This window comes from uncultured Methylobacterium sp., from assembly GCF_964242245.1.
In the GTDB taxonomy this organism is placed as follows: domain Bacteria; phylum Pseudomonadota; class Alphaproteobacteria; order Rhizobiales; family Beijerinckiaceae; genus Methylobacterium.
Genome location: NZ_CAXTBY010000041.1, coordinates 1 through 20746 on the forward strand (window position 1 = coordinate 1; position 20746 = coordinate 20746).

Consider the following 20746-nt stretch of genomic DNA (forward strand, 5'->3'; position numbering starts at 1 on the left):
CGAACCCCCGATGCCCTTGCAGGCATGCCGCATTTCGAGTGCGGTGCATTCAACCGCTCTGCCACCTCTCCGCGGGGCGCCTCGATGGGACCGGCGGTGCCTAGCATGAAGGTTCGGCCGTTCACAAGCGGGATCGCGGGCACTGGGCAGCGAGGCTGCCAAGGACGTCGCGCAGGGCGCGGTCGAACCGATCCTGTTCGAACAGGGTCTGAATTCGCGCTGCCCTCTCGGGCGGGGGCGGCCGTTGCGCGGCGGTGAGGAGGGCGTGCGCGCAGGCGTGCGCGTCCAGCGGGCAGAGATCGTCCCCATTCCCTCCGGCGTCCGCCAGCATGGCGCGATGCGCGGGGATGTCGGAGGCGACGACGGGCAGGCCGCGGGCCAAGGCCTCGGCCAGCGCCAGCGGCTGGGTCTCCGATCGCGACGGACACAGCACCAGTCCGACGCCGTCGAAGGCGCGGTCCGGCGCGCGCTCGCCGGCGAAGGTGACGGCCTGATCGAGCCCGAGCACGGCGATCCGCGCGCGGAGCGTTCGCGCGAAGGCGGCGTCGAGCGCCGGGCCGATCAGGGTCAGGCGCGCGGTCTCTCCGCCGGGCAGTTGGCGGAGGACTGCGAGTGCCTCGACGGCGACGTCCTGACCTTTGCGCAGGCCAAGGGCCCCGATGACGGCGATGCCGGGCACGCCCGGCGCGGCGGGGGGCCGCGCAGGGCCCGGCGGTCCGAGGGGGTTGCGCACCAGCCAACAGGGCAAGCCGGCGGGCTGCGCGACGTGCGGGCTGATGACGATGCAGGCGTCGGCAAGCCGCGCGCGCAGCCGCGCCGCCCATCCGCGTCCGGCCCCCGCATGCAGGTGCCAAAGCACGGTCGGACGGGGACGCACGAGCCGCGCGGCGACGCCGTAGACGTAGAGCGAGGGTTCGTCGTGGACGTGGATCAGGTCCGGCCGCAGGCGCCGCAGGGCCAACGTCTCGGCGACGACGAGGCGTGCGAGCCGCGGCAGCAGCGCGAGCTTGGCGACCGTTCCCGCGAGCGGGCGGCTCGGAAACCGCGCCGGGGTGGCTTCGTCCGCCTCCGCCAGGGGCGCCCGTACGGTGACCGCGTGCTCGCGCCGAAGGGCGTCGGCCGCGGCGAGCAGCACGCGGGTCGAGCCGCCGCGGGTGTCATAGAGGGTCGGCAGCAGGAGTTTCGCGATCGACCCGCCCTCCGGCTCGCCCGGCTCAGGCCGCCGCCTTCCCCGCAAGCGCCGCCGCGACGACCTGGGCGAAGGCCACCGGATCGCGCGGGGTGTCGCCGTCCTGGATGCGGGCGAGGTCGAGTAGCGTACCGGCGGCCGCCGTCGCCGCGTCCTCCGCACCCTCGGCCAGCGCGCGGATCAGGGGATGGCGCGGGTTGATCTCCAGGATCGGCTTGCCGCCGCTGGCGCCGCGGCCGGCGCGCCGCAGCAGGCGCTGCATCTGAAGGTCCGGCCCGCTGCCGCCGGCGGCGAGCACCACGGCGCTGTCGACCAAGCGGTCGGTGGCGCGCACGTCCGAGACGTCCCCGGACAGCGCCGCCTTGATCCGCTCGACCAGCCCCGCGATCCCGGCCGGCACCTCGGCCGTCTCGGCCTCGCCGGAGAACTTCGACAGGTCCAGCGCCCCCTGCGTGACCGAGCGCAGCGGCTTCTCGTCGAAGCGCGAGAGCTGCTCCGGCCAGAACGCGTCGACGTGGTCGGACAGCAGCAGCACCTCCAGGCCGCGGGCGCGAAAACCCTCGAGCTGGGGTGAGCGCGCCAGCGCCTCGGCGTCGTCGGCCACGAGGTAGTAGATCGCCTCCTGCCCGTCCTTCATCCGCGCGACGTAATCGGCAAGACCCGTCCAGCCCTCGACCGCCGACGAGCGGAAGCGCAGCAGCGGTGCGATCTCGGCGCGGCGCTCGTGGTCCTCGTAGATGCCCTCCTTCACCACGGGCCCGAAGTTCTCCCAGAACGCCTGGTAGGATTCGGCGTCCTTGGCGCGCGTCGCCAGCTCCGAGAGCACCCGGCCGGTGACGGCGCGGCGGATCTTGGCGAGTGCGGGCGTTGCCTGAAGCATCTCGCGGGAGACGTTCAGCGGCAGGTCCTCGGTGTCGACCACGCCCTGGACGAAGCGCAGCCAGGAGGGCAGCAGCTCGGCCTCGTCGGTGATGAACATCCGGCGCACGTGCAGCCGCACCTTGCTCGCGCGCTCACCCTCGACCGCCTGGAACGGCTTCATCCCCGGCACGAACAGCAGCGCCGAGAACTCCAGCGCGCCCTCCGCGCGCCAGTGCAGCGTCGCCCACGGCTTGTCGAAGTTCATGCCCACCGAGCGGTAGAACGCCTCGTACTGCTCGGGCGTGATCTCGGATTTGGACTTGCGCCACAGGGCGGTGCCCTGGTTGGCGGCCTCGTCCTTGCCGTCCTGCACGATGGCGATCGGCACGGTGATGAAGTCGGCCCACTTGCGCACGAGGTGGTCGAGCCGGTAGTTCTCCAGGTACTCGTCGGCATCCGCCTTGAGGTGCAGCACGATCGTGGTGCCGGGCTCGTCCCGCGTGGCCGCCTCCAGCGTGTAGCTGCCCTGGCCCTCCGAGGCCCAGGTCCAGGCCTCATCGGCCCCGGCGCGGCGGGAGGTGACGGTCACCCGGTCGGCGACCATGAAGGCCGAGTAGAACCCCACGCCGAACTGCCCGATCAGGCTCGGCCGCGCGTCATCCTCGGCGTCCGCGGGCTTGGCGTCGGCGAGCGATTGCGAGAACGCCCGCGTCCCCGAACGCGCGATCGTGCCGAGGTTGGAGGCCAAGTCCTCCTTGCTCATGCCGATGCCGGCATCCGAGACGGTGAGCGTACGCGCCGGCTTGTCGGGGGTGATCCGCACCTTGGCGTCGGCCGGGAGCGCGCTCGCCGCCGAGGTCAGCGCCTCGAAGCGGCGGCGGTCCATCGCGTCGGCCGCGTTGGCGACGAGCTCGCGCAGGAAGATCTCGCGGTCGGAGTAGAGGGCGTGGACGACGAGGTCCAACAGCCGCCCGACCTCGGCGCCGAATTCGTGCCGCTCCACCGTCTCGCTCACCGCTAGGCCTCCGCGTTGAAATGCGGGGGCGATATGCCTGCGCGGACGCGCGAATTCAATGCCGGTCCGCAGCCGGTCGGCGCCCGGGCGCCGGTCGGGCACGCGCACGAATTTTGCCTTTTGCCCCGCGATCCGGCCTATCGGGTTCACACGGTCCGCGGGCGCCGCCGCCCGGGGACGCCTCGGGACCGACCACGCGACCGATGAGCGGGCGTCAGCACATCATCCCGATCCGGCGGGACTACAACCGCCTCGTCGCCGACGAGACGCTGGAGGACTATGCCCTGCGCTTCACCGCCAAGAAGGCGCGGCGCTGGTCGGCCTTCCAGGTGGCGCAGACGGCGCTGGGCTCGCTGTCCTTCCTGGCGCTCGAGGCGATCGGCGGCACGCTGGTGCTCGCCACCGGGTTTTCCAACACGCTGGCCGCCGTCCTCGTCGTCGGCGTGCTGATCTTCGGGACCGCCGCGCCGATCACGATCTACGCCGCCCGCTACGGCGTCGACATGGACCTGCTGACCCGCGGCGCCGGCTTCGGCTACCTCGGCTCGACGATCACATCGCTGATCTACGCGAGCTTCACCTTCCTGTTCTTCGCGATCGAAGCGGCGATCATGGCGCTGGCGCTCCAGCTCTGCTTCGGCCTGCCGCTGTGGATCGGCTACCTCGCCTGCGCCGCGGTGGTGATTCCGCTGGTCGTCTACGGCATCCGCCTGATCAGCCGGTTTCAGATCTGGACCCAGCCGGTCTGGATCGGCCTGAACCTGCTGCCGCTCGCCTGCATCGCGCTGCGGGGCGATGCGCCGCTTGATGCCCTCAAGACCTTCCCCGGGTTGGCGCCGGGCGCCGGCTCCGGGCTCGATGCCGCCCGGTTCGGGCTCGCGTCGGGGGTCCTGCTGGCGCTGCTGGCGCAGGTCGGCGAGCAGGTCGACTTTTTGCGGTTCGTGCCCGAGCCGGCCAGCCGGAGGGACGCGCGCTGGTGGACGGCCGTGCTCGCCGCAGGCGCCGGCTGGATCGTGCCGGGGATGCTCAAGATCCTCCTCGGCGCGTTCCTCGCGGTGCTGGCGCTCTCCCACGGCGTCGCGCCGGAGAGTGCCGCCGAGCCGACGCGGATGTACGCGGTCGCCTTCGGCTACGTCACCCCGTCGCAGACCGGCGCGCTGCTGCTGATGGCCGCCTTCGTCGTGGTCTCGCAGCTCAAGATCAACCTCACCAACGCCTATGCCGGCTCGATCGCGTGGTCGAACTTCTTCTCGCGGCTGACGCACAGCCACCCGGGCCGGGTGGTCTGGCTGGTGTTCAACGTGGCGATCGCGCTGCTGCTGATGGAGCTCGGCATCGACAAGACCATCGCCAGCACGCTGCCGCTCTACGCCGTCGTCGTCTCGGCCTGGGTCGGGGCGCTGGCCTCCGACCTCGCCGTGAACAAGCCGCTGGGGCTGTCGCCACCGGGCATCGAGTTCAAGCGCGCGCACCTCTATGCCATCAATCCGGTGGGCACGGGGGCGATGGTGCTGGCGATGCTGGCCGGCTGCCTCGCCCATGCCGGCCTCCTCGGCATCGCACCGCAGCCCTTCGCGCCGCTGCTGGCCCTGGCCGTGGGGTTCGGCGCGGCGCCCGTGATTGCCTGGGCGACCGGTGGGCGCTACTACCTCGCGCGCCGGCCCAAGACCGATTGGGGCACCTCCGAGATCGTCTGCCAGGTCTGTGAACTGTCCTTCGAGGGCGAGGACATGGCCCATTGCCCGGCCTATGACGGGCCGATCTGCTCCCTGTGCTGCTCGCTCGATGCCCGCTGCGGCGACCTGTGCAAGCCGCACGGACGCCTGGAGGCGCAGGCGCAGGGCGCACTCGGCCGGATCGTGCCCGCGCGCACCGCCGCCTGGATCGGCGCGCCGCTCGGGCGCTACCTCGCCCTGATGCTGACGCTGGTGGCGGTGGTCGGCCTGATCCTCGGCATCGTCCATGCCGGGGCGATCCTGGAGCACCCGGAGCACCGGGCGGCGCTCGGCGCGGCGCTGACCAGCGTGTTCTTCATCCTCGTGGTGATCCTCGGCGTCGTGGCGTGGCTCTTCGTGCTGGCCCAGGAGAGCCGCCGGGTCGCCCAGGCGGAGACCCGGCGTCAGACCGCCCTCTACGAATCGGAGATCGCCGCGCACAAGGTCACCGACGCCAAGCTCCAGCAGGCCAAGGAGACGGCGGAGGCCGCCAACCTCGCCAAGAGCCGCTACGTCGTCGGCATCAGCCACGAATTGCGCACGCCGCTCAGCGCCGTGCTCGGCTACGCGCAGTTGCTCGAGGGCGACGCCGCGATCCCGGCTGCCCGCCAGAACGGCATCCGGGTGATCCGGCGCAGCGCCCAACACCTGTCGGGCCTGATCGACGGGCTCCTCGACATCTCGCGGATGGAGGCCGGGCGCCTCCAGATCCACCGCGACGAGATCCGCATCGCCGACGTGCTCGACCAGATCGTCGACATGGTCCGGCTCCAGGCGAAAGGCGCCGGCCTCGACTTCCGCTTCACCCGGCCCGAGATCCTGCCCCCAGTCGTCGCCACCGACGAGAAGCGCCTGCGGCAGGTGTTGCTGAACCTCCTCTCGAACGCGATCAAGTTCACGGAACGCGGCCACGTCGCCCTCGACCTGAGCTACCGCAGCCAGGTCGCGGTCTTCACCATCCGCGACACTGGGCCGGGGATTCCCGAAGCCGACCTCCAGCGCATCTTCGAGCCGTTCGAGCGCGGCTCGACGCCGGCCGCGACGAGCGCGCCGGGCACCGGCCTCGGGCTGACCATCGCCAACCTGCTCGCGCAGGTGATGGGCGGCGAGATTTCCGTGACGAGCGAAGTCGGCCGCGGCACGCAGTTCCGCTTCCGCGTGATGCTGGCCGCCGTCGCCCGCCCCGCGCCCGCCGCCCTTGCGCCGGCGGTGACGCCGCCGCCGACGCGCGCCTACGCGGGGGCGCGGCGGACGGTGCTCGTCGCCGACGACGACGCGGCCCACCGCGCCCTGATGCGCGAGATCCTGGAGCCGCAGGGCCTCGTCGTGCTGGAGGCCGCCGACGGCCCCGAATGCCTCGCCCAGGCCGCCGCGCACCGTCCCGACCTGCTGCTCCTCGACATCGCGATGCCGGGCCTCAGCGGCTGGGCCGTGGCCAAGCGGCTGCGCGAGGCGGGCCACGCCGCCCCGATCGCGATGATGTCGGCCAACGTCCACGAGATCAGTCCGATCCGGGGCGACGACGCCCCGCACGACGCCATCATCGCCAAGCCCTTCGACCTGCGCGACTTCCTCGAACGGGTGACCAAGCTCCTCGGCCTGGAATGGGTCGCGGAGCCGGAGCTGCCGCTGATCGCGCAGGCGGCCAAGCCCGCGGCATCTTCGCCGTCGCCCGAGCACGTCGCCGAGTTGCTGCGTCTGGGCCGGATCGGCCACATCCGCGGCATCGAGGCGAAGCTCGCGCGGATGGAGGGCGATGCGAGCGCGCCGCCGGCCTTCCTCGCACAGATGCGTGGGCTCGTCGCGGGCTACGACATGCGCCGCTACCTGTGCGTTCTGGAGGACCTGTCGGCGGAGCGTGCGGAGGGCGGCAGGGCCGTGTCGGAAGGGCTCGCCTCCGATGCTTGAGCCCCACCGCGACGTCGTCCTCGTCATCGACGATTCCCCCGACACCCTGAGCTTCCTCACCACGGCGATCGAGCGCTCGGGCGCCACCGTGCTCGTGGCGGTGGCGGGCGACCTCGCCCTCGCGCTGGTCGACGAGATCACGCCGGACGTGATCCTGCTCGACGCGGTGATGCCCGGCATGGACGGCTTCGAGACCTGCCGCCGCCTGAAGGCCAAGGCGCACGTCGCCCACGTGCCCGTCATCTTCATGACCGGGCTCACGGAGACCGAGCACATCGTGAAGGGCCTGGGCGCGGGCGGCGTCGACTACGTCACGAAGCCGATCGCGCCGGACGAGATCCTGGCCCGCATCCGCGTGCATCTGGCGAGCGCGCGCGCCGCCCAGAGCGCCCGCGCGGCGCTGGACACCGCCGGCCGCACCCTGTTCGCGGTCGCCGAGGGCGGGGCGGTGCTGTGGTGCACGCCCCAGGCCGCCCGCCTGCTCGCCGACCTCGCGACCGATCCGGGAGGCGCCCTCGCCCTGCCGGCGAGCAGCCGGGCGTGGCTGCGCGACTGCCTCGGCGGTTCCGCTGCCGCGCCCTTCGCCCTGCGCGACCGGGACGGGCGGGCGCACGTCCTCAGCTTCATCGGCCGCACCGGCGAGGAGGTGCTGCTGCGGCTCTCGCGCGACGACACCGCCGCTGGGCTGGAACGCCTGCGCGACCGCCTGCGCGTCACCGGGCGCGAGGCGGAGGTGCTGCTCTGGCTCTCGCGGGGCAAGTCGAGCCGCGACATCGGCGAGATCCTGGGGCTGAGCCCCCGCACCGTGACCAAGCACCTGGAGGGCATCTACGCCAAGCTCGGCGTCGAGAACCGCACCGCCGCCTCGGTGATCGCCGCCCGCTACCTCCAGGACCTCGGCTGACCTTTTGCCCGCGGCTCAATCCGGTCGTGCGGCCTCTCAGGTCGGCCCGGTCGTGCGTCGGGATGAGCCCCTTGCGCGGGCCACCAGCAGCAGCGCGACCTCCGCGAGCGCCGCGGCCTGTGCGGCCGGGTCCCGCCGTCCGCGCCAGGGCCGGGTCCGGCTCCGCGGGCGCGCAGTGCGCGAGCGCGGCGGGATGTGGACGAACAGCACCGGGCAGGCCTGCGCCAGCGCGCGGAAGTAGCTCGCGTTGCAGAGGTAGCGCCCGGCATCCCGCGAGGGTCGGACGGCGAGGCCGTGTCGGCGCAGGATCGCGAGCGCCTGCACGGCGACGCGGCTGCGGCGCTGGGCCGGCCCGTCCGGGTCCAGGGCGAGGCGTGAGGCCAGCCGGCCGGCGGCATCCGGGTAGAGCCGGCTCGCCCGGTTGGCGGCGCGGGCCTCGACCCGCATCCGCGCGGCGCGGGAGGCCACCCCGAGCATCAGCACCGCGCCCGGGCCCTCGGCGAGCGCGGGCGCGAGCTGCGCGTCGATCGCCGCGTAGGTCGTCTCCAGCACCTGCACCCGCAGGCCGCCTCCGAGGACGAGCCGCAGGCGGACCGACGTGCCGAGGCGCCGGGCCAGGGCTGCGCTTGGGTTGCGCGGCATGCCGGGGAACGGTCCGAACCCGGTGATCAGGAGGTCGACAGGCGCGTTCAAAGCCCGATCAGCTCGGCGATGGCCGCGGCCCCTGCCGCGGGGGAGGATTGGCCGCGGGCCACGCTCGCTTCCGCCGCCGCCGTCTGCTTGCGAACCTCCGGCGTGCCGACGAGGCGCTGGTGCAGCCGCTCGTGGACGAGCGCCCACATCCACTTCACGTCTTGTTGCCGGCGCTTGCCCGCGATCTCGCCGGTCGCCGTGAGCTTTGCGCGATGGTCGACGACCCGGTCCCACAGGCCGTCGAGGCGCAGGTTGTGGAAGCCCGAGACCGTGATCACCGGCGGCGTCCAGGTTGCGGAGGCCGGCGTCAGGATGTGGAGCGCCGCCCGGTACTCGGAGGCCGCGGCGTTCGCCCGCCGCTCCGCCTCGCCGTCGTCGGCCTTGTTGACCGCGATCATGTCGGCGAGTTCGAGGATGCCCTTCTTGATGCCCTGCAACTCGTCGCCAGCCCCCGGCAGCATCAGCACGAGGAAGAAGTCGGTGAGGTCGGCCACCGCCGTCTCGGACTGGCCGACGCCCACCGTCTCGACCAGGATGACGTCGAAGCCCGCCGCTTCGCAGAGCAGCATGGTTTCCCGGGTCTTGGCAGCGACCCCTCCCAGCGTGCCCGAGGACGGGGAGGGACGGATGAACGCGTTCTGATCCAGCGCCAGCCGCGCCATCCGGGTCTTGTCGCCGAGGATCGAGCCGCCGGTGCGCGTCGAGGAGGGGTCGACGGCCAGCACCGCCACCTTGCGGCCGGCCGCCGTCAGGTTGGCGCCGAGCGCGTCGATCAGGGTCGACTTGCCGACCCCCGGCACCCCGGTGATGCCGACGCGGATCGCACCCCCGGTCCGCGGCAGCACGGCGTCGATCAGGTCGCGCGCCAGGGTCCGGTGATCGGCCCGCTTCGATTCGGCGAGCGTGATCGCCCGCGCGAGCGCCGCGCGGTCGCCGGCGAGCAGCCGGTCGCGGAGCGTGTCGATGTCGAGGGAGGCGGTCGTCATCCGCCCTTCATGCCGGGGGCGGGCGCGTTCGTCGAGGGCCGGCCCGGGCCGGCGGCGGAGCCCGGCTCGCGCCGTGTCACCCGCGCGCCGGCGTCCGGCCGGCGTCAGCCATCCGTGGCGCGAACGGTGCCGCCGCGCCCCGCGACGGTCACGATCCTGCGGTACGGGATGCCCGCTCCCTTGAAGCGTCGGACAGACCCGAGATCATGCTGCGCCAGCCCCCGACCCGTCGCGCCTTCGTCCGTCTCGGTGCCCTCGGTGCGGCGGTGCTGGCGCCGAGCCTCGGCGGCTGCGTCGCGGACGGGCTGGCAACCGGCACCCTCACCCCGCCCGAGAGGCAGTCGGCGCTCGACGTGATGCCGGTTCTGCTGGTCGCGACCACCCGTAAGCCGGTCGGCAGCCCCTTGAGGGCCCCGTACTTCAACGCCGAGCGCGGGCGCGGCCTGAGCTTTGCCGAGGTGCGCCTGTCCCCGCCCGACCGCTCGCTGCTCGGCAAGGTGTCCGCCGTCGTCACCGGCGACTGGACGATCGGCGCCGTGCCGCGCGTCGAGTCCGGCGCGGGCGCGGCCGGGGCGTTCGCCGAGGCCGCGCTCGGACGCGACGTGCTGATCTACGTGCACGGCTACCGCGAATCGTTCGAGTCCGCGGCGGTCAGCGCGGCCCGGCTCTCCGACGGCATCCGCTTCCGCGGCGTGTCGGGCCTGTTCACGTGGCCGTCGGCGGCCGCCACCTTCGACTACGGCTACGACCGCGAGAGCGCGCTGTGGTCGCGCGACGCCTTCGAGGACCTGCTCAAGGCGCTGGCCGCCACGCCGAGCGCCGGCCGCATCAACATCGTCGCGCACTCGCTGGGCACGCTGCTGACTCTCGAGAGCCTGCGCATGCTGCGCGCCGAGGCCGGGGAGGGGGCGATGGCGCGGATCGGTGCGGTGGTGCTCGCGGCCCCCGACATCGACATCGACCTGTTCACCACCAGCCTCGCGCGCCTCGGATCGGACGTGGCCAGGATCACGGTGATCTCCTCGACCAACGACCGCGCGCTCGAACTCTCGGGCGCCATCGCGGGCGGCATCGTGCGGGCGGGCGCCGCCGACCGCGAGCGCCTGGAGGCTCTGGGCGTGCGCGTCGCCGACGCCTCCGATTACGGCGGCGGCCTGATCAACCACGACCTGTTCCTGTCGAACCCGGAGGTGCAGGGCGTGGTCAGGCGCGCGGTTGCGCGGGGCGCAGGCGGGGTCTGAGCGTCCGGCTAGCCCATCCGCGTCGTCATGCTCTGCGGCGGCAGCGGCTCCTCCGGGGGCCCGGCGGCGTCCGGGTCGAGCCGGTCGAGGGCAGCGACCGCGTCGGCCCAGACGCGGAAACCCACCAGCGGGTTCGGGCCGAAGGTGTGGGTCAGCGGCACGTCGGCCGCGTCGCGCCCGCAGGCCACCATCACGCGGCCGATCCGGGGCGCGTTGTTGCGCGGGTCGAACACGTGCCAGCGGCCGCCGAGATACACCTCCATCCAGGCGGCGAAGTCGCCGGCCGGGTGCGGCTCCGGCTCGCCGATGAAGCTGACGTAGCCGGTGCAGTAGCGCGTCGGCAGGTTCAGCGCCCGGCAGAACGCCACCGCCAGATGCGTGAAGTCGCGGCACACCCCGCGCCCGCCCGCGTAGGCGTCGACCGCCGTGCGGTCGCGGTGGGCGAACTCGTAGCCGAAGGCGACGTGCGCGTGGACGAAGTCGCACACCGCCTGCACCCGCCCCCACCCCGGCGCGGTGTGGCCGAACAGCCGCCACGCCGCGTCCGCCAGCAGGTCGGATTCGCAGTAGCGGCTCGGCAGCAGGAACAGCAGCGTCTCGGCCGGCAGGTCCTCGACCGCGTGCTGCTCGGCCGTCAACGCCGTCGGATCACGCGCGCCGTCGTCGGCGATCACGGCGTCGGTGCCGATCGTGAAGGCGCCGGCCGGCGCGATCAGCCGGCCGCAGAGATTGCCGAAGCTGTCGCGGTAGGTCTCGACCGGCACCGGCGGGCTCGTCAGGATGGCGTCCGGCCCTTCGAGGGCGGGCGCGCGCGAGGGATGTACGTTGAGCATCACCACCATCGGCACGGGGTAGGGGAACGCGTAGCGCATCTCGCAGCCGAGCCTGATCCGCATCCCTCGTTTGCTCCTTGCGCGGTGGTGGAACCGAAATGGCGGTCGGCGTCGCCTTGCACGAGGCGGACCGCCGAAGGCTCCGTCAATGCCGGATTTCAGGGTTGGCGGGTGCGGCGTTCCCCCCTACAGCATCCCCGCGACGGGTTGGAGACCGCCGGCCGCGCGGGACCCCTCCCGTACGGCACATCCGCACCGGCGCCGCGCAGGCGAAGAAGGGCCGGCGGACCGGGACCTCCGCACCACGCAGATGAGAGGGACGTTGGCGATGTTCACGCTCGAGATCGACGGCACCGCCGTGGCGGTCATCAACGGCGACGAGGCGACCGCGCGCGACCTCTTCACCTGCGACGGCTTCAAGGAAGACATCCAGGCCATGACGAGCGAAGGCCGCCCGCTCTGGAACGGCACCTCCGAGCTGAAGATCCGCGCCGCCAGCGCGGACGAGATCGAGGTCTTCGAGGAGGCGCTCGCGGAGGATGACGGGGAAGGCGACTTCGAGGACGACCCGCGCCACGCGGCTGCCAACGACGCGACCGCCACGGAGGGCGGGGACGACGAGGACGAGGCCGACATCGTCTTCCTCCTCGACATCGACGAGGCCGACGCGCTCGATTCCTGAGTTCCTCGGTCCGTCAACCGCGGCACGAACCGATCCGGATTCACGCGAAGCCTTCTCTCCCCTCTGCGGGCTTGCGGCTTCACACATCTTGAAACCGGTGCCGCGTGGATCGGGCGAAGCGCGACGCGGGCTCCCTCTCCCAGGGGGAGAGGGCTGGGGTGAGGGGCGTGCCGTATCCGGACAGTTCTCATCCCTCACCCTGTCCCTCTCCCGCGAAGGGTGTGGGGACCCGCGCTCCTCCCGGATCGCGTGGAGCGATGCGTGCATCCGCAAGCCTCTGCGGGAGAGGGATGGCGCAGGGTCGGCCACCGATACCGCTATCCCGCAAGCCACTCCGCCACGCCCTCGGCCGAGCGGAAATCCTCGAGTCCGCGCACCCGGGCGTCGGGGAGCGCCGTGGCGGCCATGGTCGCGAGCGCTCGGCCGGGGCCGAGTTCGAGCACCGTCGTCGCGCCGTACTCGCCGCAGGCCTCCAGGCAGGCGGCCCAGTCGATCGTCCGCGCGATCTGGCGCGCGAGCTTGTCGAGGCCCGCGCCCACGTCGAACACGGCCGCGCCGTCGAGGCCGCTGACGAGGCGCGGGCCGGGACGCGGCGGCGTCTCCCGGGGCGCAGCCATGAGTGCGTCGCGGAAGTGCGACGCGGCCTTCGCCAGCAGCGGCGTGTGCGAGGGCGTGCGCACCGGCAGGACCACCGCGCGCTGGGCACCGACGGCGAGGGCCGCGCGGCAGACGGCCTCCAGCGCGTGGTCCGGGCCGCCGACGACGACGCTGTCGGGCGCGTTGCGGATCGCGAGGTGGCAGCCCTGCGCCTCGGCGAGCGCGGCAGCCCGCGCCTGGGTGAGCCCGCGGATGCCGGCGAGCCCGTAGTTCGGGCCGGACGCGGCGTCCATCGCCTCGGCGCGGGCGGCGGCGAGACCCAGCACCGTCCCGGCCGAGAAGCGCCCGGCGCAGCCCCAGGCCGCGAGGTCGCCGATGCTGTAGCCGGCAACGATCGTGCGGGCAGGCGCGGCCTCGGCCACGATCGTCCAGGCGGCGAGTGCCGCGACGCAGCACAGGATCTGCCCGGCGCGGTTCTCGTGCGGGCGGCCGCCGCCGGCGCGCGCGAGGTCGCGTGGATCGCCGCCGAGCAGGCGCGCGGCGGCCGCGAACACGGCCTGCGCGGCCGGCAGGTCGGCGGTGAGGTCGAACATGCCGGGATGCTGGCCGCCCTGGCCCGAGCAGAGGACGGCCAGCGTCATGTCCGCGGCGCCTCGATGCCGTCGACGAACAGCGTCATTGCCAGGAGGTCGGCGGCGCCCCCGGGACTGAGCCGCCGCGCGACGAAGGCGCGGTGGATCGTGCCTGCCCGCTCGCGCCAATCGTCCCGGCCGACCCCGCCCTCGGCGATGAAGGCGGCGGCGGCCCGCCGCGCGAAGGCGTAGCCGACCGCGCCCCCGCGGTGGAGCAGGTTGGTGTCCTCGATCGTGGCGATCAGCGCGAGGCACGCCTCGACCCGCGCCGCCATCGGATCGTCCGGCCGCATTCTTCGTGCCCGGTCGAGCGCGGGCAGGCCGACCGCGTAGAGGTGCGGGAAGCCGGCCGCCGCCTCCCCCGGCGCGCCGCCGACGCCGTGCCGGCGTCGCGCCCGCGCCCCGGCCCCGTGCAGCAGCACCGGCCCGTCGAGGATGTCGCGCCCGTAGTGCGACCGGACACGCGCGCCGAGCGCGCCGGACGCGATCGGCCGACCCGCGAAGGAGCCGGCCGCCGCGCAGAGCAGGCCAAGGCCGAAGATCGCGCCGCGGTGAGTGTTCACGCCGCCCGTCGCCGCGCGCATCGCGGCTTCCGCCGCGAGGCCGATGCGCCGGAGCGCCGGCATCGCGGCCTCCCGCGCGCCCGCCGCCGCGAGGTCGGCGAAGTACGGCGCGATCGCCGCCGTGCTCGCCGCGAAGGTGGCGGCATCCATGTCGGTATGGCTGCCGCTGTCGACGCGGCTGACGAGGCCCGGCTTCGGGTAGGTGTCGAGTTCGAGCCGCAGCGCGTGCACGGCCGCAGCCGCGATGCGCTCGGCGCTGTCGATACCGGGCTGCGGAGTGCCGGGCGCTCGGGACGGGGCGGGTCGCGTCATGGCCTGCTGGCTGTGAGGGCTGGCCCCTGGACGACCGTCATCGGAGCCGGCGTTCCCTCGTGATCGAAGCCTCATCGGGCGACCGGGCCGTTCGCGGCGGAAGCCTCACTGAACCTTGGCCCCGTTCGCGTCGTTGCCGGTCCGATCATCGACCGAACGCGGAGTGCACGACCATGGCCGATCCCAGACGACTCGTCGATGCGCTGGTGCGCAGCCGCCGCGGCGGGATCGCCGCGAGCGTCGCCTTGGGCGGCCTCGCGCTGATCGGCGGCCTCGCCTACCGGGCGCTGCGCGGCGCCGCGCCGGCACGGGCCGACATGCCGGACTTCACCGACGTGGGCGAGGACGAGGCGCGGCTGATGCTGCGGGCGATGGTGGCGGCAACGGTGGCCGACGGCCTCGTCGACGCCGCCGAGCGCCGCCGCCTCGACGAGGCCGTCGCGGCGGCCGGCATCGACCGCGACGGACGGAGCTGGCTGGAGCGCGAACTCGCCGCCCCGGCCGAGATCGACGAGATCGCCGACGCGATCGACGATCCCGACGCTGCCATCCGGATCTATACCGCCGCGGCGCTGGCGATCGACCTCGACACCATGCAGGAGCGCCAGTTCCTCAAGATGCTGGCCGAAGCCCTGGACGTTCCGCCAGACGCTGCGGCCCGGGTCGAGCGCGAACTCTCGGCCTGATCCGTCGCGCCCTCCTGGTCCTCCGGCAATGCGATCGGGGACGGAGAGAGGCCGAGGACGCGCTCGGCCGGACACGAGCCGGGCGGTATCGCTCAGGAAGCTTGGAAGGGGTTATGCTCACGTCCCGCCGTGGCCGTGACGCCGTATTCGTCCGGCCCTCAGCCCTCCGCCTCGCCCTTCAGCGCCGCGAGACCCTCCCGGTAGGTCGGGAACGCGAGCGCCACGCCGAGCTCCTCGCGGATCAGGCGGTTCCGGACCCGCTTGTTCTCGCCGTAGAAGCTGCGCGCCATCGGCGACAGGTCCGCGGTCTCGAAATCGACCTCCGGCGGCAGCGGCAGGCCGGTCAGCGCCGCGGCGTATTCGGTGACGATCTCGGGGGCGGCCGGCTCGTCGTCGGTGACGTTGTAGACCGCGCCGTTGCGCGGCCGGTCGAGGGAGGCGGATAGCGTCGCGGCGATGTCGTCGACGTGGATGCGGTTGAACACCTGTCCCGCCTTGACGATGCGCTGGGACCGGCCGTCGCGCAGCTTGGCGATCGGGTTGCGCCCCGGCCCGTAGATGCCGGACAGGCGGAACACCTGCACCGCCTTGCCGGTCTCGGCGCCGAGCGCCAGCCACGCGTTCTCGACCGCGAGCCGCCCCTGGGACCGCGCGCTCTTCGGAGTGGCCGGCGTCGCCTCGTCGATCCAGGCGCCGCCGTGATCGCCGTAGACGCCGATGGTCGAGAGGTAGCCGATCCAGCCGATCCGGCTGTGCACGATGGCGTCCCGGAACCGGCGCAGCACCGGGTCGCCGTCGCGGTCGGGCGGGGCCGAGACCAGGAGGGCGTCGGAGTCGGCGAGGTCCGCGATGATGCGCGGATCGTCGGTCTCCGGCCCGAAGGCCCGCATCGCGAATCCCGCCTCCGCCTCGATGGCGCGGGCCTTGTCCGCCTCGGTCACGGTGGCGCGGATCGTCGCGAAGCGCCCGCGCGCGCCTTCCGCGAAGTGCCGGGCCGAGAAGCCGAGGCCGAACACGAAGAGGTTCATGGAAGGGTCTCCGCAGGCGTCCCGGATCGGTCGAGCGCGGCGCGCCACTCGGCGCGCACGTGCGGGTCGGTCTCGCCGATGCCGTGGCGTTCGTACAGGGCGCGGCACGCCCGCGCTTCGAGGAGCTGCCCGCAGGCCCACACCGCCATGCCGCGCACGAGCGGCGCGGCGTCGATAAGGTTGCGCTCGGCCGACGGCGCCAGCGCCGGGTCGCCGGAATTGCCCACCGCGATCAGGACGTTGCGCAGGAACCGGTCGCGCCCGGTGCGCTTGATCGGCGTTCCCGCGAACCGTCCGCGGAAGGCCGCCTCGTCGAGGCCCGCGAGGTCGGAGAGCGGCGGCGCGTCGAACTCGGCCCGGGCCGCCATGCGCGCGTCGCGCGCGACCTGTGAGAACTTGTTCCACGGACAGACGGCGAGGCAGTCGTCGCAGCCGAAGACGCGGTTGCCGATCCTGCCCCGGAACTCCGCGGCGATCGGGCTGGCATGCTCGATCGTGAGGTAGGAGATGCAGCGGCGCGCGTCCAGGCGGTAGGGCGCCGGGAAGGCGTCGGTCGGGCAGATGTCGAGGCAGGCGCGGCAGGAACCGCAATGGTCCGCCTCCGGCGGATCGGGCTCCAGCTCCGCGCTCGTGAAGATCGCCCCGAGGAGCAGCCAGTTGCCGTGGGCGCGCGAGAGCAGCACGGTGTGCTTGCCCTGCCAGCCGAGCCCCGCGGCCTGCGCCAGCGGCTTCTCCATGACGGGGGCGGTGTCGCAGAACACCTTCACCCGCGCGTCACCCTTGGCCGAGAGGTAGCCGCCGAGTTCCTTCAGCCGGCCCTTCACCACGTCGTGGTAGTCGCGCCGCTGCGCGTAGGCCGCGATCGCGCCGCGGTCCTTCCGCAAGAGCAGGTCCAGCGGGTCGCTCTCCGGCCCGTAATTGGTGGCCAGCATGATGATGCTGCGCACGCCAGGCCACAGGGTCGTCGGAGCCGCGCGCTGGTCGGCGCGCTCCGCCATCCAGGCCATCGTGCCGTGGGCGCCAGCCTCGAGCCAAGCGCCGAGCCGGCCCGGCAGGTCGGGGACCGCGTCGGGGCGCGTCACGCGGAGCGCCTCGAAGCCGAGGTGGCGGGCGCGGGCCTCGACGAGGCGGCGCAGGTCCGCGCCGGCGAAGACGCGGCGGTCGCTCAGAAATCCAGGTCCGCGTAGTGCGCGGCCGGCGGCATGCCGGCCACCCGGTCGGCCAGCAGCGCGCGGAAGGACGGGCGCGACTTCACCCGCGCGTACCAGTCCCTCGCCGTCTCGTCCTCGTCCCATGGCACGTCGCCGAGATAGTCCACGCAGCTCAAGTGGGCGGCCGCCGCGAGATCGGCATACGTCAGATGGTCGCCCGCGATCCAGCGGCGGCGGCCCATCAGGTAGCCGATGTACTTCAGGTGATAGCGCACGTTGGTGCGGGCCGCGCGGATCGCGTTCATGTCCGGCGGGCCGCCGCCGGTCGCGCTGGTCATGAACCGCTTCGAGATCTTCTCCGTGACGAGGTAGCCGGTCACCTCGGCGTCGAACTTCGCCAGGAACCAGTCCAGCAGGCGGCGCACCTCGACCCGCTCGGCGGTGCCGTCGGGCATCAGCCGCCGGCCGCTGAGGCCGAGGCCGCGGGTCTCGTCGAGGTACTCCGCCAGGATGCCCGCCCCCGGCACCACCAAGCCGCCCTGCTCGACCAGCACCGGCGTCGTGCCGGCCGGGTTGATCAGCAGGAACGCGTCGCGCCGGTCCCAGGGCCGCTCCTCCACGAGGGTCGGCTCCAGGCCCATCTCCGACAGCACGAGGCGGATGAAGCGGGAATTGGCGCAGAACGGGAAATGGTAGAGCGTCGCCATCGAGGCCGTTGTCGGACGGTGGGGCTGCCGGCGGGACGCGCCGCACGGGAGACCCCGCGGGACCGAGCGGGGAGGATCGTTATTGCTCGATCGTTGCCGCCTCATTAACACGCCCGGCCGCGGGCGGTAACCGCCCGTTCACCCTGATGCGCGACCCTTGCGGGCGCCGCGCCGCGGGCGCCGCGCCAAACCTTGTCCGGCCCACGGCCGGTCCACTCCAACGGTCGAGACGGGCGATGATGGATGCGACGAGCATCGCGAAGGCGGTCGTGCTCGCCCTCGTCGAGGGCGCCACCGAGTTCATCCCGGTCTCCTCGACCGGCCACCAGCTCCTCGTCGGGCACTTCATCGGGTTCCGCTCGCCCAACAACACCTACGAGGTGCTCATCCAGTTGGGCGCGATCCTGGCGATCCTCGCCGTGTACTTCCGGCGGCTCCTGGGGATCGCCTTCGCTCTGCCCAACGACGCGCAGGCGCGGCGCTTCGTGCTCGGCATCCTCATCGCCTTCCTGCCGGCGGCGATCATCGGCGGCCTGTTCTCGAAGCTGATCAAGGCCTACCTGTTCAATCCGTGGATCGTCTGCGCGACGCTCGTCGCCGGCGGCCTCGTGCTGCTCGTCCTCGACGACACCGACCTCGAGGTGAAGACGAACGACGTCTACGACTTCAGCCTGCCGATGGACCTCAAGATCGGCATCTTCCAGTGCCTCGCGATGATCCCCGGCGTGTCGCGCTCGGGCGCCACCATCGTCGGCGCGATGCTGATGGGCGCCGACAAGCGCTCGGCCACGGAGTTCTCGTTCTACCTCGCCATGCCCACCATGGCCGGCGCCTTCGCCAAGGACCTGCTCGACAACTACAAGTACCTCGGCAGCGACGATGCCGGGCTGATCGCCATCGGCTTCGTCGTGGCGTTCGTCTCGGCGCTCGTCGTCGTGCGGACCGTCCTCGACTACGTCTCCCAGCACGGCTTCTGGCTGTTCGCGTGGTGGCGCATCCTCGTGGGCTCGCTGGGCTTTGCCGGGCTGATCATCCTGGGCTGACCCGGCCGACCTTCGGGTGATTGCCTCGCCCGCGGGGGCGTGCGAGGGCAGGGGGACGGGACGGGCGAGGGGCCGCTCCCGCCGCACGGGGCACCCGCGATGGACGACAGACCGCTCGCCGACCTCTTCGAGCCCGCGACCCGCGCGCGCTGGCTCGGGCTCGTCGAGGGCGTGCTGAAGGGCGCCGACTACGAGACGCGCCTCGTCGCCCGGACCGCGGACGGCCTCCGCATCGAGCCGCTCTACGAGCCTGCCGAGCCCAGCCCCCAGCCGGTGCGGGCCCCCGGCCCGTGGCGCACCAGCCAGCGCGCCGACCACCCGGAGGCGGACCACGCCAACCGGCAGGCGCTGGCCGACCTCGAAGGCGGGGCCGACGCGCTCGCCCTGGTCTTCTCCGGCGCCCCGGCCGCCCGCGGCTACGGACTGACCGCCCGAACCGTCGAGGAGCTTGAGACCGCGCTCCACGGCGTGATGCTGCCGCTGATCGCCCTGCGCGTCGACGCCGGCCCGCAGGGCCTTGAGGCGGCGGCGCTCGTGCTGGCGCTGGCGGCCCGGCGCGGGGAGGATCTCTCCGCCTGCGACATCGACCTCGGGATCGATCCCATCGGCACGCTGGCCGCCACCGGCAGCCTCGGCGCGGTCTGGAGCGAGATCGCGCCGCGGCTCGGTCAGACGCTCCGGACCTGTGATGCCGCAGGCTTTTCCGGCCGGGTGCTCACGGCCGACGGCCGCCCCTACCACGAGGCCGGCGCGGGCGAGGCCGCCGAACTCGGCGCCGTGCTCGCCACCGCGGCGGCGTACCTGCGCGCCCTGGAGGCTTCGGGCACCGCGCTCGACCGGGCCCGCGACGCGATCGGCGTCCTGCTCGTGGCCGACGCCGACGAATTCCTGACGATCGCCAAGTTCCGCGCCATGCGCCGGCTCTGGGCCCGGCTGGAGCAGGCCTGCGGCCTCGATCCGAAGCCCCTGCGCCTCCACGCCGAGACGGCCTGGCGGATGATGACCCGGCGCGACCCGTTCGTGAACATGCTTCGCACCACCATGGCCGCGACCGCGGCGGGCCTCGGCGGCGCCGACGCGATCACGGTCCTGCCCTACACCCAGGCGCTGGGCCTGCCGGACGCCTTCGCCCGGCGGGTCGCGCGCAACAGCCAGATCATGCTGATCGAGGAATCGAACCTCGCCCGCGTCGCCGACCCGGCGGCCGGTGCCGGCGGCTTCGAGAGCCTGACCGAGGCGTTGGCGCAGGCCGGCTGGGACGCGTTCCGGACGATCGAGGGCGAGGGCGGCATCGTCGCCTCGCTCAGCGTCGGCAAGCTCCAGCGGCGGGTCGAGGCGACCCGGGAGATCCGAGCGCGGAACGTCGCCACGCGGCGCGAGGCGCTGACGGGGGCGAGCGAGTTCCCGAACCTCACCGAGACGGCGGTGGCCGTCCTCGACGTGGCGCCGCTCGCAGCGGTCCCCGCGGCAGGCTTCGGGACGGGCGCGGCGGTCGCCTGCGACGCGCTGCCCTCGCAGCGTTCGGCCGAGCCCTACGAGGCGCTCCGCGACGCCTCGGATTCCTTCCTCGCCAAGGCCGGCCGGCGCCCCGCCGTGTTCCTGGCCAACCTCGGTCCCGTCGCGGTGTTCAACGCCCGGGCAACGTTCGCCGCCAACGCCTTCGCCGCCGGCGGCATCGCCGCGCCGGGCAACGAGGGGTTTTCGGACGACGCGAGCCTCGCCGCCGCGTTCCGGGCCTCGGGCGCCGCGCTCGCCTGCCTGTGCTCGTCGGACACGGTCTACGAGGCCCGCGGCGGCGACGCCGCCCGGGCGCTCGCGGCGGCCGGCGCCGGCACGATCTACCTCGCCGGCAAGCCGTCGGCCGATTTGGCGGATGCCCTGAGGGCGGCGGGGGTCCACGCGTTCCTGCACGCCGGCTGCGACCTCCTCGCCCTGCTGAACGAGGCCCTGCGCCGGGCCGCGCGCGCCTGAGCCGGGCAACCGATCGGGCACTCGCACGT

17 protein-coding genes are annotated in these 20746 nt (G+C 73.3%); 7 read left to right on the top strand and 10 right to left on the bottom strand.

Going from position 1 to position 20746, the window contains the following annotated elements; all coding sequences use genetic code 11:
- Positions 1-121: 121 nt before the first annotated feature.
- Together ACFE8Y_RS11045 and htpG are read right to left on the bottom strand one after the other, a co-directional pair.
- Positions 122-1237 (bottom strand): glycosyltransferase family 4 protein, encoded by a 1116-nt coding sequence (locus tag ACFE8Y_RS11045; RefSeq protein ID WP_375464435.1) that lies wholly within the window; start codon positions 1235-1237, stop codon positions 122-124.
- The gene (gene htpG, locus ACFE8Y_RS11050) at positions 1215-3065 is read right to left on the bottom strand and encodes a molecular chaperone HtpG (RefSeq protein WP_375464436.1); all 1851 of its coding nucleotides are present in this window, start codon (positions 3063-3065) and stop codon (positions 1215-1217) included. The genes ACFE8Y_RS11045 and htpG overlap by 23 nt, the downstream gene beginning before the upstream one ends.
- A gap of 203 nt (positions 3066-3268) precedes the next feature.
- Between htpG and ACFE8Y_RS11055 the strand changes: the two genes are divergently transcribed.
- Entirely contained in the window at positions 3269-6688 is a 3420-nt protein-coding gene (locus ACFE8Y_RS11055; RefSeq protein ID WP_375464437.1) for an ATP-binding protein, read from the top strand.
- Positions 6681-7592 (top strand): response regulator, encoded by a 912-nt coding sequence (locus ACFE8Y_RS11060; RefSeq protein WP_375464438.1) that lies wholly within the window; start codon positions 6681-6683, stop codon positions 7590-7592. Before ACFE8Y_RS11055 ends, ACFE8Y_RS11060 begins: the two co-directional genes overlap by 8 nt.
- Positions 7593-7628: 36 nt before the next feature.
- Here ACFE8Y_RS11060 and ACFE8Y_RS11065 read toward each other — a convergent pair whose 3' ends face one another.
- Positions 7629-8285, bottom strand: a complete 657-nt coding sequence (locus ACFE8Y_RS11065) for a peptidase C15 (protein WP_375464439.1) — start codon at positions 8283-8285, stop codon at positions 7629-7631.
- Positions 8282-9271: a methylmalonyl Co-A mutase-associated GTPase MeaB gene (gene meaB / locus ACFE8Y_RS11070; RefSeq protein WP_375464440.1), complete on the bottom strand. Its 990-nt coding sequence runs from the start codon at positions 9269-9271 to the stop codon at positions 8282-8284. Before meaB ends, ACFE8Y_RS11065 begins: the two co-directional genes overlap by 4 nt.
- 206 nt (positions 9272-9477) lie before the next feature.
- Between meaB and ACFE8Y_RS11075 the strand changes: the two genes are divergently transcribed.
- The gene (locus tag ACFE8Y_RS11075; protein ID WP_375464441.1) at positions 9478-10512 is read left to right on the top strand and encodes an alpha/beta hydrolase; all 1035 of its coding nucleotides are present in this window, start codon (positions 9478-9480) and stop codon (positions 10510-10512) included.
- A gap of 8 nt (positions 10513-10520) precedes the next feature.
- Here ACFE8Y_RS11075 and ACFE8Y_RS11080 read toward each other — a convergent pair whose 3' ends face one another.
- Positions 10521-11408 (bottom strand): transglutaminase family protein, encoded by an 888-nt coding sequence (locus tag ACFE8Y_RS11080; protein WP_375464442.1) that lies wholly within the window; start codon positions 11406-11408, stop codon positions 10521-10523.
- A 265-nt stretch (positions 11409-11673) separates the two neighbouring features.
- Here ACFE8Y_RS11080 and ACFE8Y_RS11085 point away from each other — a divergent pair, with 265 nt between their 5' ends.
- Complete coding sequence (locus tag ACFE8Y_RS11085; RefSeq protein WP_375464443.1) at positions 11674-12027, top strand: hypothetical protein; 354 nt, start codon at positions 11674-11676, stop codon at positions 12025-12027.
- A gap of 317 nt (positions 12028-12344) precedes the next feature.
- Here the strand turns inward: ACFE8Y_RS11085 and ACFE8Y_RS11090 are convergent, their stop codons facing one another.
- Together ACFE8Y_RS11090 and mdcB are read right to left on the bottom strand one after the other, a co-directional pair.
- Complete coding sequence (locus tag ACFE8Y_RS11090) at positions 12345-13265, bottom strand: acyl transferase (protein WP_375464444.1); 921 nt, start codon at positions 13263-13265, stop codon at positions 12345-12347.
- A complete protein-coding gene (gene mdcB / locus ACFE8Y_RS11095; RefSeq protein WP_375464445.1) occupies positions 13262-14131 on the bottom strand; it encodes a triphosphoribosyl-dephospho-CoA synthase MdcB in 870 nt (289 codons plus the stop codon). The genes ACFE8Y_RS11090 and mdcB overlap by 4 nt, the downstream gene beginning before the upstream one ends.
- A gap of 173 nt (positions 14132-14304) precedes the next feature.
- On the opposite strand from mdcB, the gene ACFE8Y_RS11100 reads away from it, so the two are divergent.
- Complete coding sequence (locus ACFE8Y_RS11100; RefSeq protein WP_375464446.1) at positions 14305-14817, top strand: DUF533 domain-containing protein; 513 nt, start codon at positions 14305-14307, stop codon at positions 14815-14817.
- Between the two features lie 158 nt (positions 14818-14975).
- On the opposite strand, the gene ACFE8Y_RS11105 is transcribed toward ACFE8Y_RS11100, so the two are convergent.
- Genes ACFE8Y_RS11105 through ACFE8Y_RS11115 form a run of 3 tightly spaced genes read right to left on the bottom strand, consistent with a single transcriptional unit; the run spans position 14976 to position 17703 of the window.
- Entirely contained in the window at positions 14976-15845 is an 870-nt protein-coding gene (locus ACFE8Y_RS11105; RefSeq protein ID WP_375464447.1) for an SDR family oxidoreductase, read from the bottom strand.
- Complete coding sequence (gene queG / locus ACFE8Y_RS11110; RefSeq protein ID WP_375464459.1) at positions 15842-16981, bottom strand: tRNA epoxyqueuosine(34) reductase QueG; 1140 nt, start codon at positions 16979-16981, stop codon at positions 15842-15844. Before queG ends, ACFE8Y_RS11105 begins: the two co-directional genes overlap by 4 nt.
- A 29-nt stretch (positions 16982-17010) precedes the next feature.
- Entirely contained in the window at positions 17011-17703 is a 693-nt protein-coding gene (locus ACFE8Y_RS11115) for a glutathione S-transferase family protein (protein WP_375464448.1), read from the bottom strand.
- Between the two features lie 239 nt (positions 17704-17942).
- On the opposite strand from ACFE8Y_RS11115, the gene ACFE8Y_RS11120 reads away from it, so the two are divergent.
- Entirely contained in the window at positions 17943-18746 is an 804-nt protein-coding gene (locus ACFE8Y_RS11120) for an undecaprenyl-diphosphate phosphatase (RefSeq protein ID WP_375464460.1), read from the top strand.
- A gap of 99 nt (positions 18747-18845) precedes the next feature.
- Positions 18846-20717 (top strand): methylmalonyl-CoA mutase subunit beta, encoded by a 1872-nt coding sequence (locus ACFE8Y_RS11125; protein WP_375464449.1) that lies wholly within the window; start codon positions 18846-18848, stop codon positions 20715-20717.
- Positions 20718-20746: the final 29 nt, after the last annotated feature.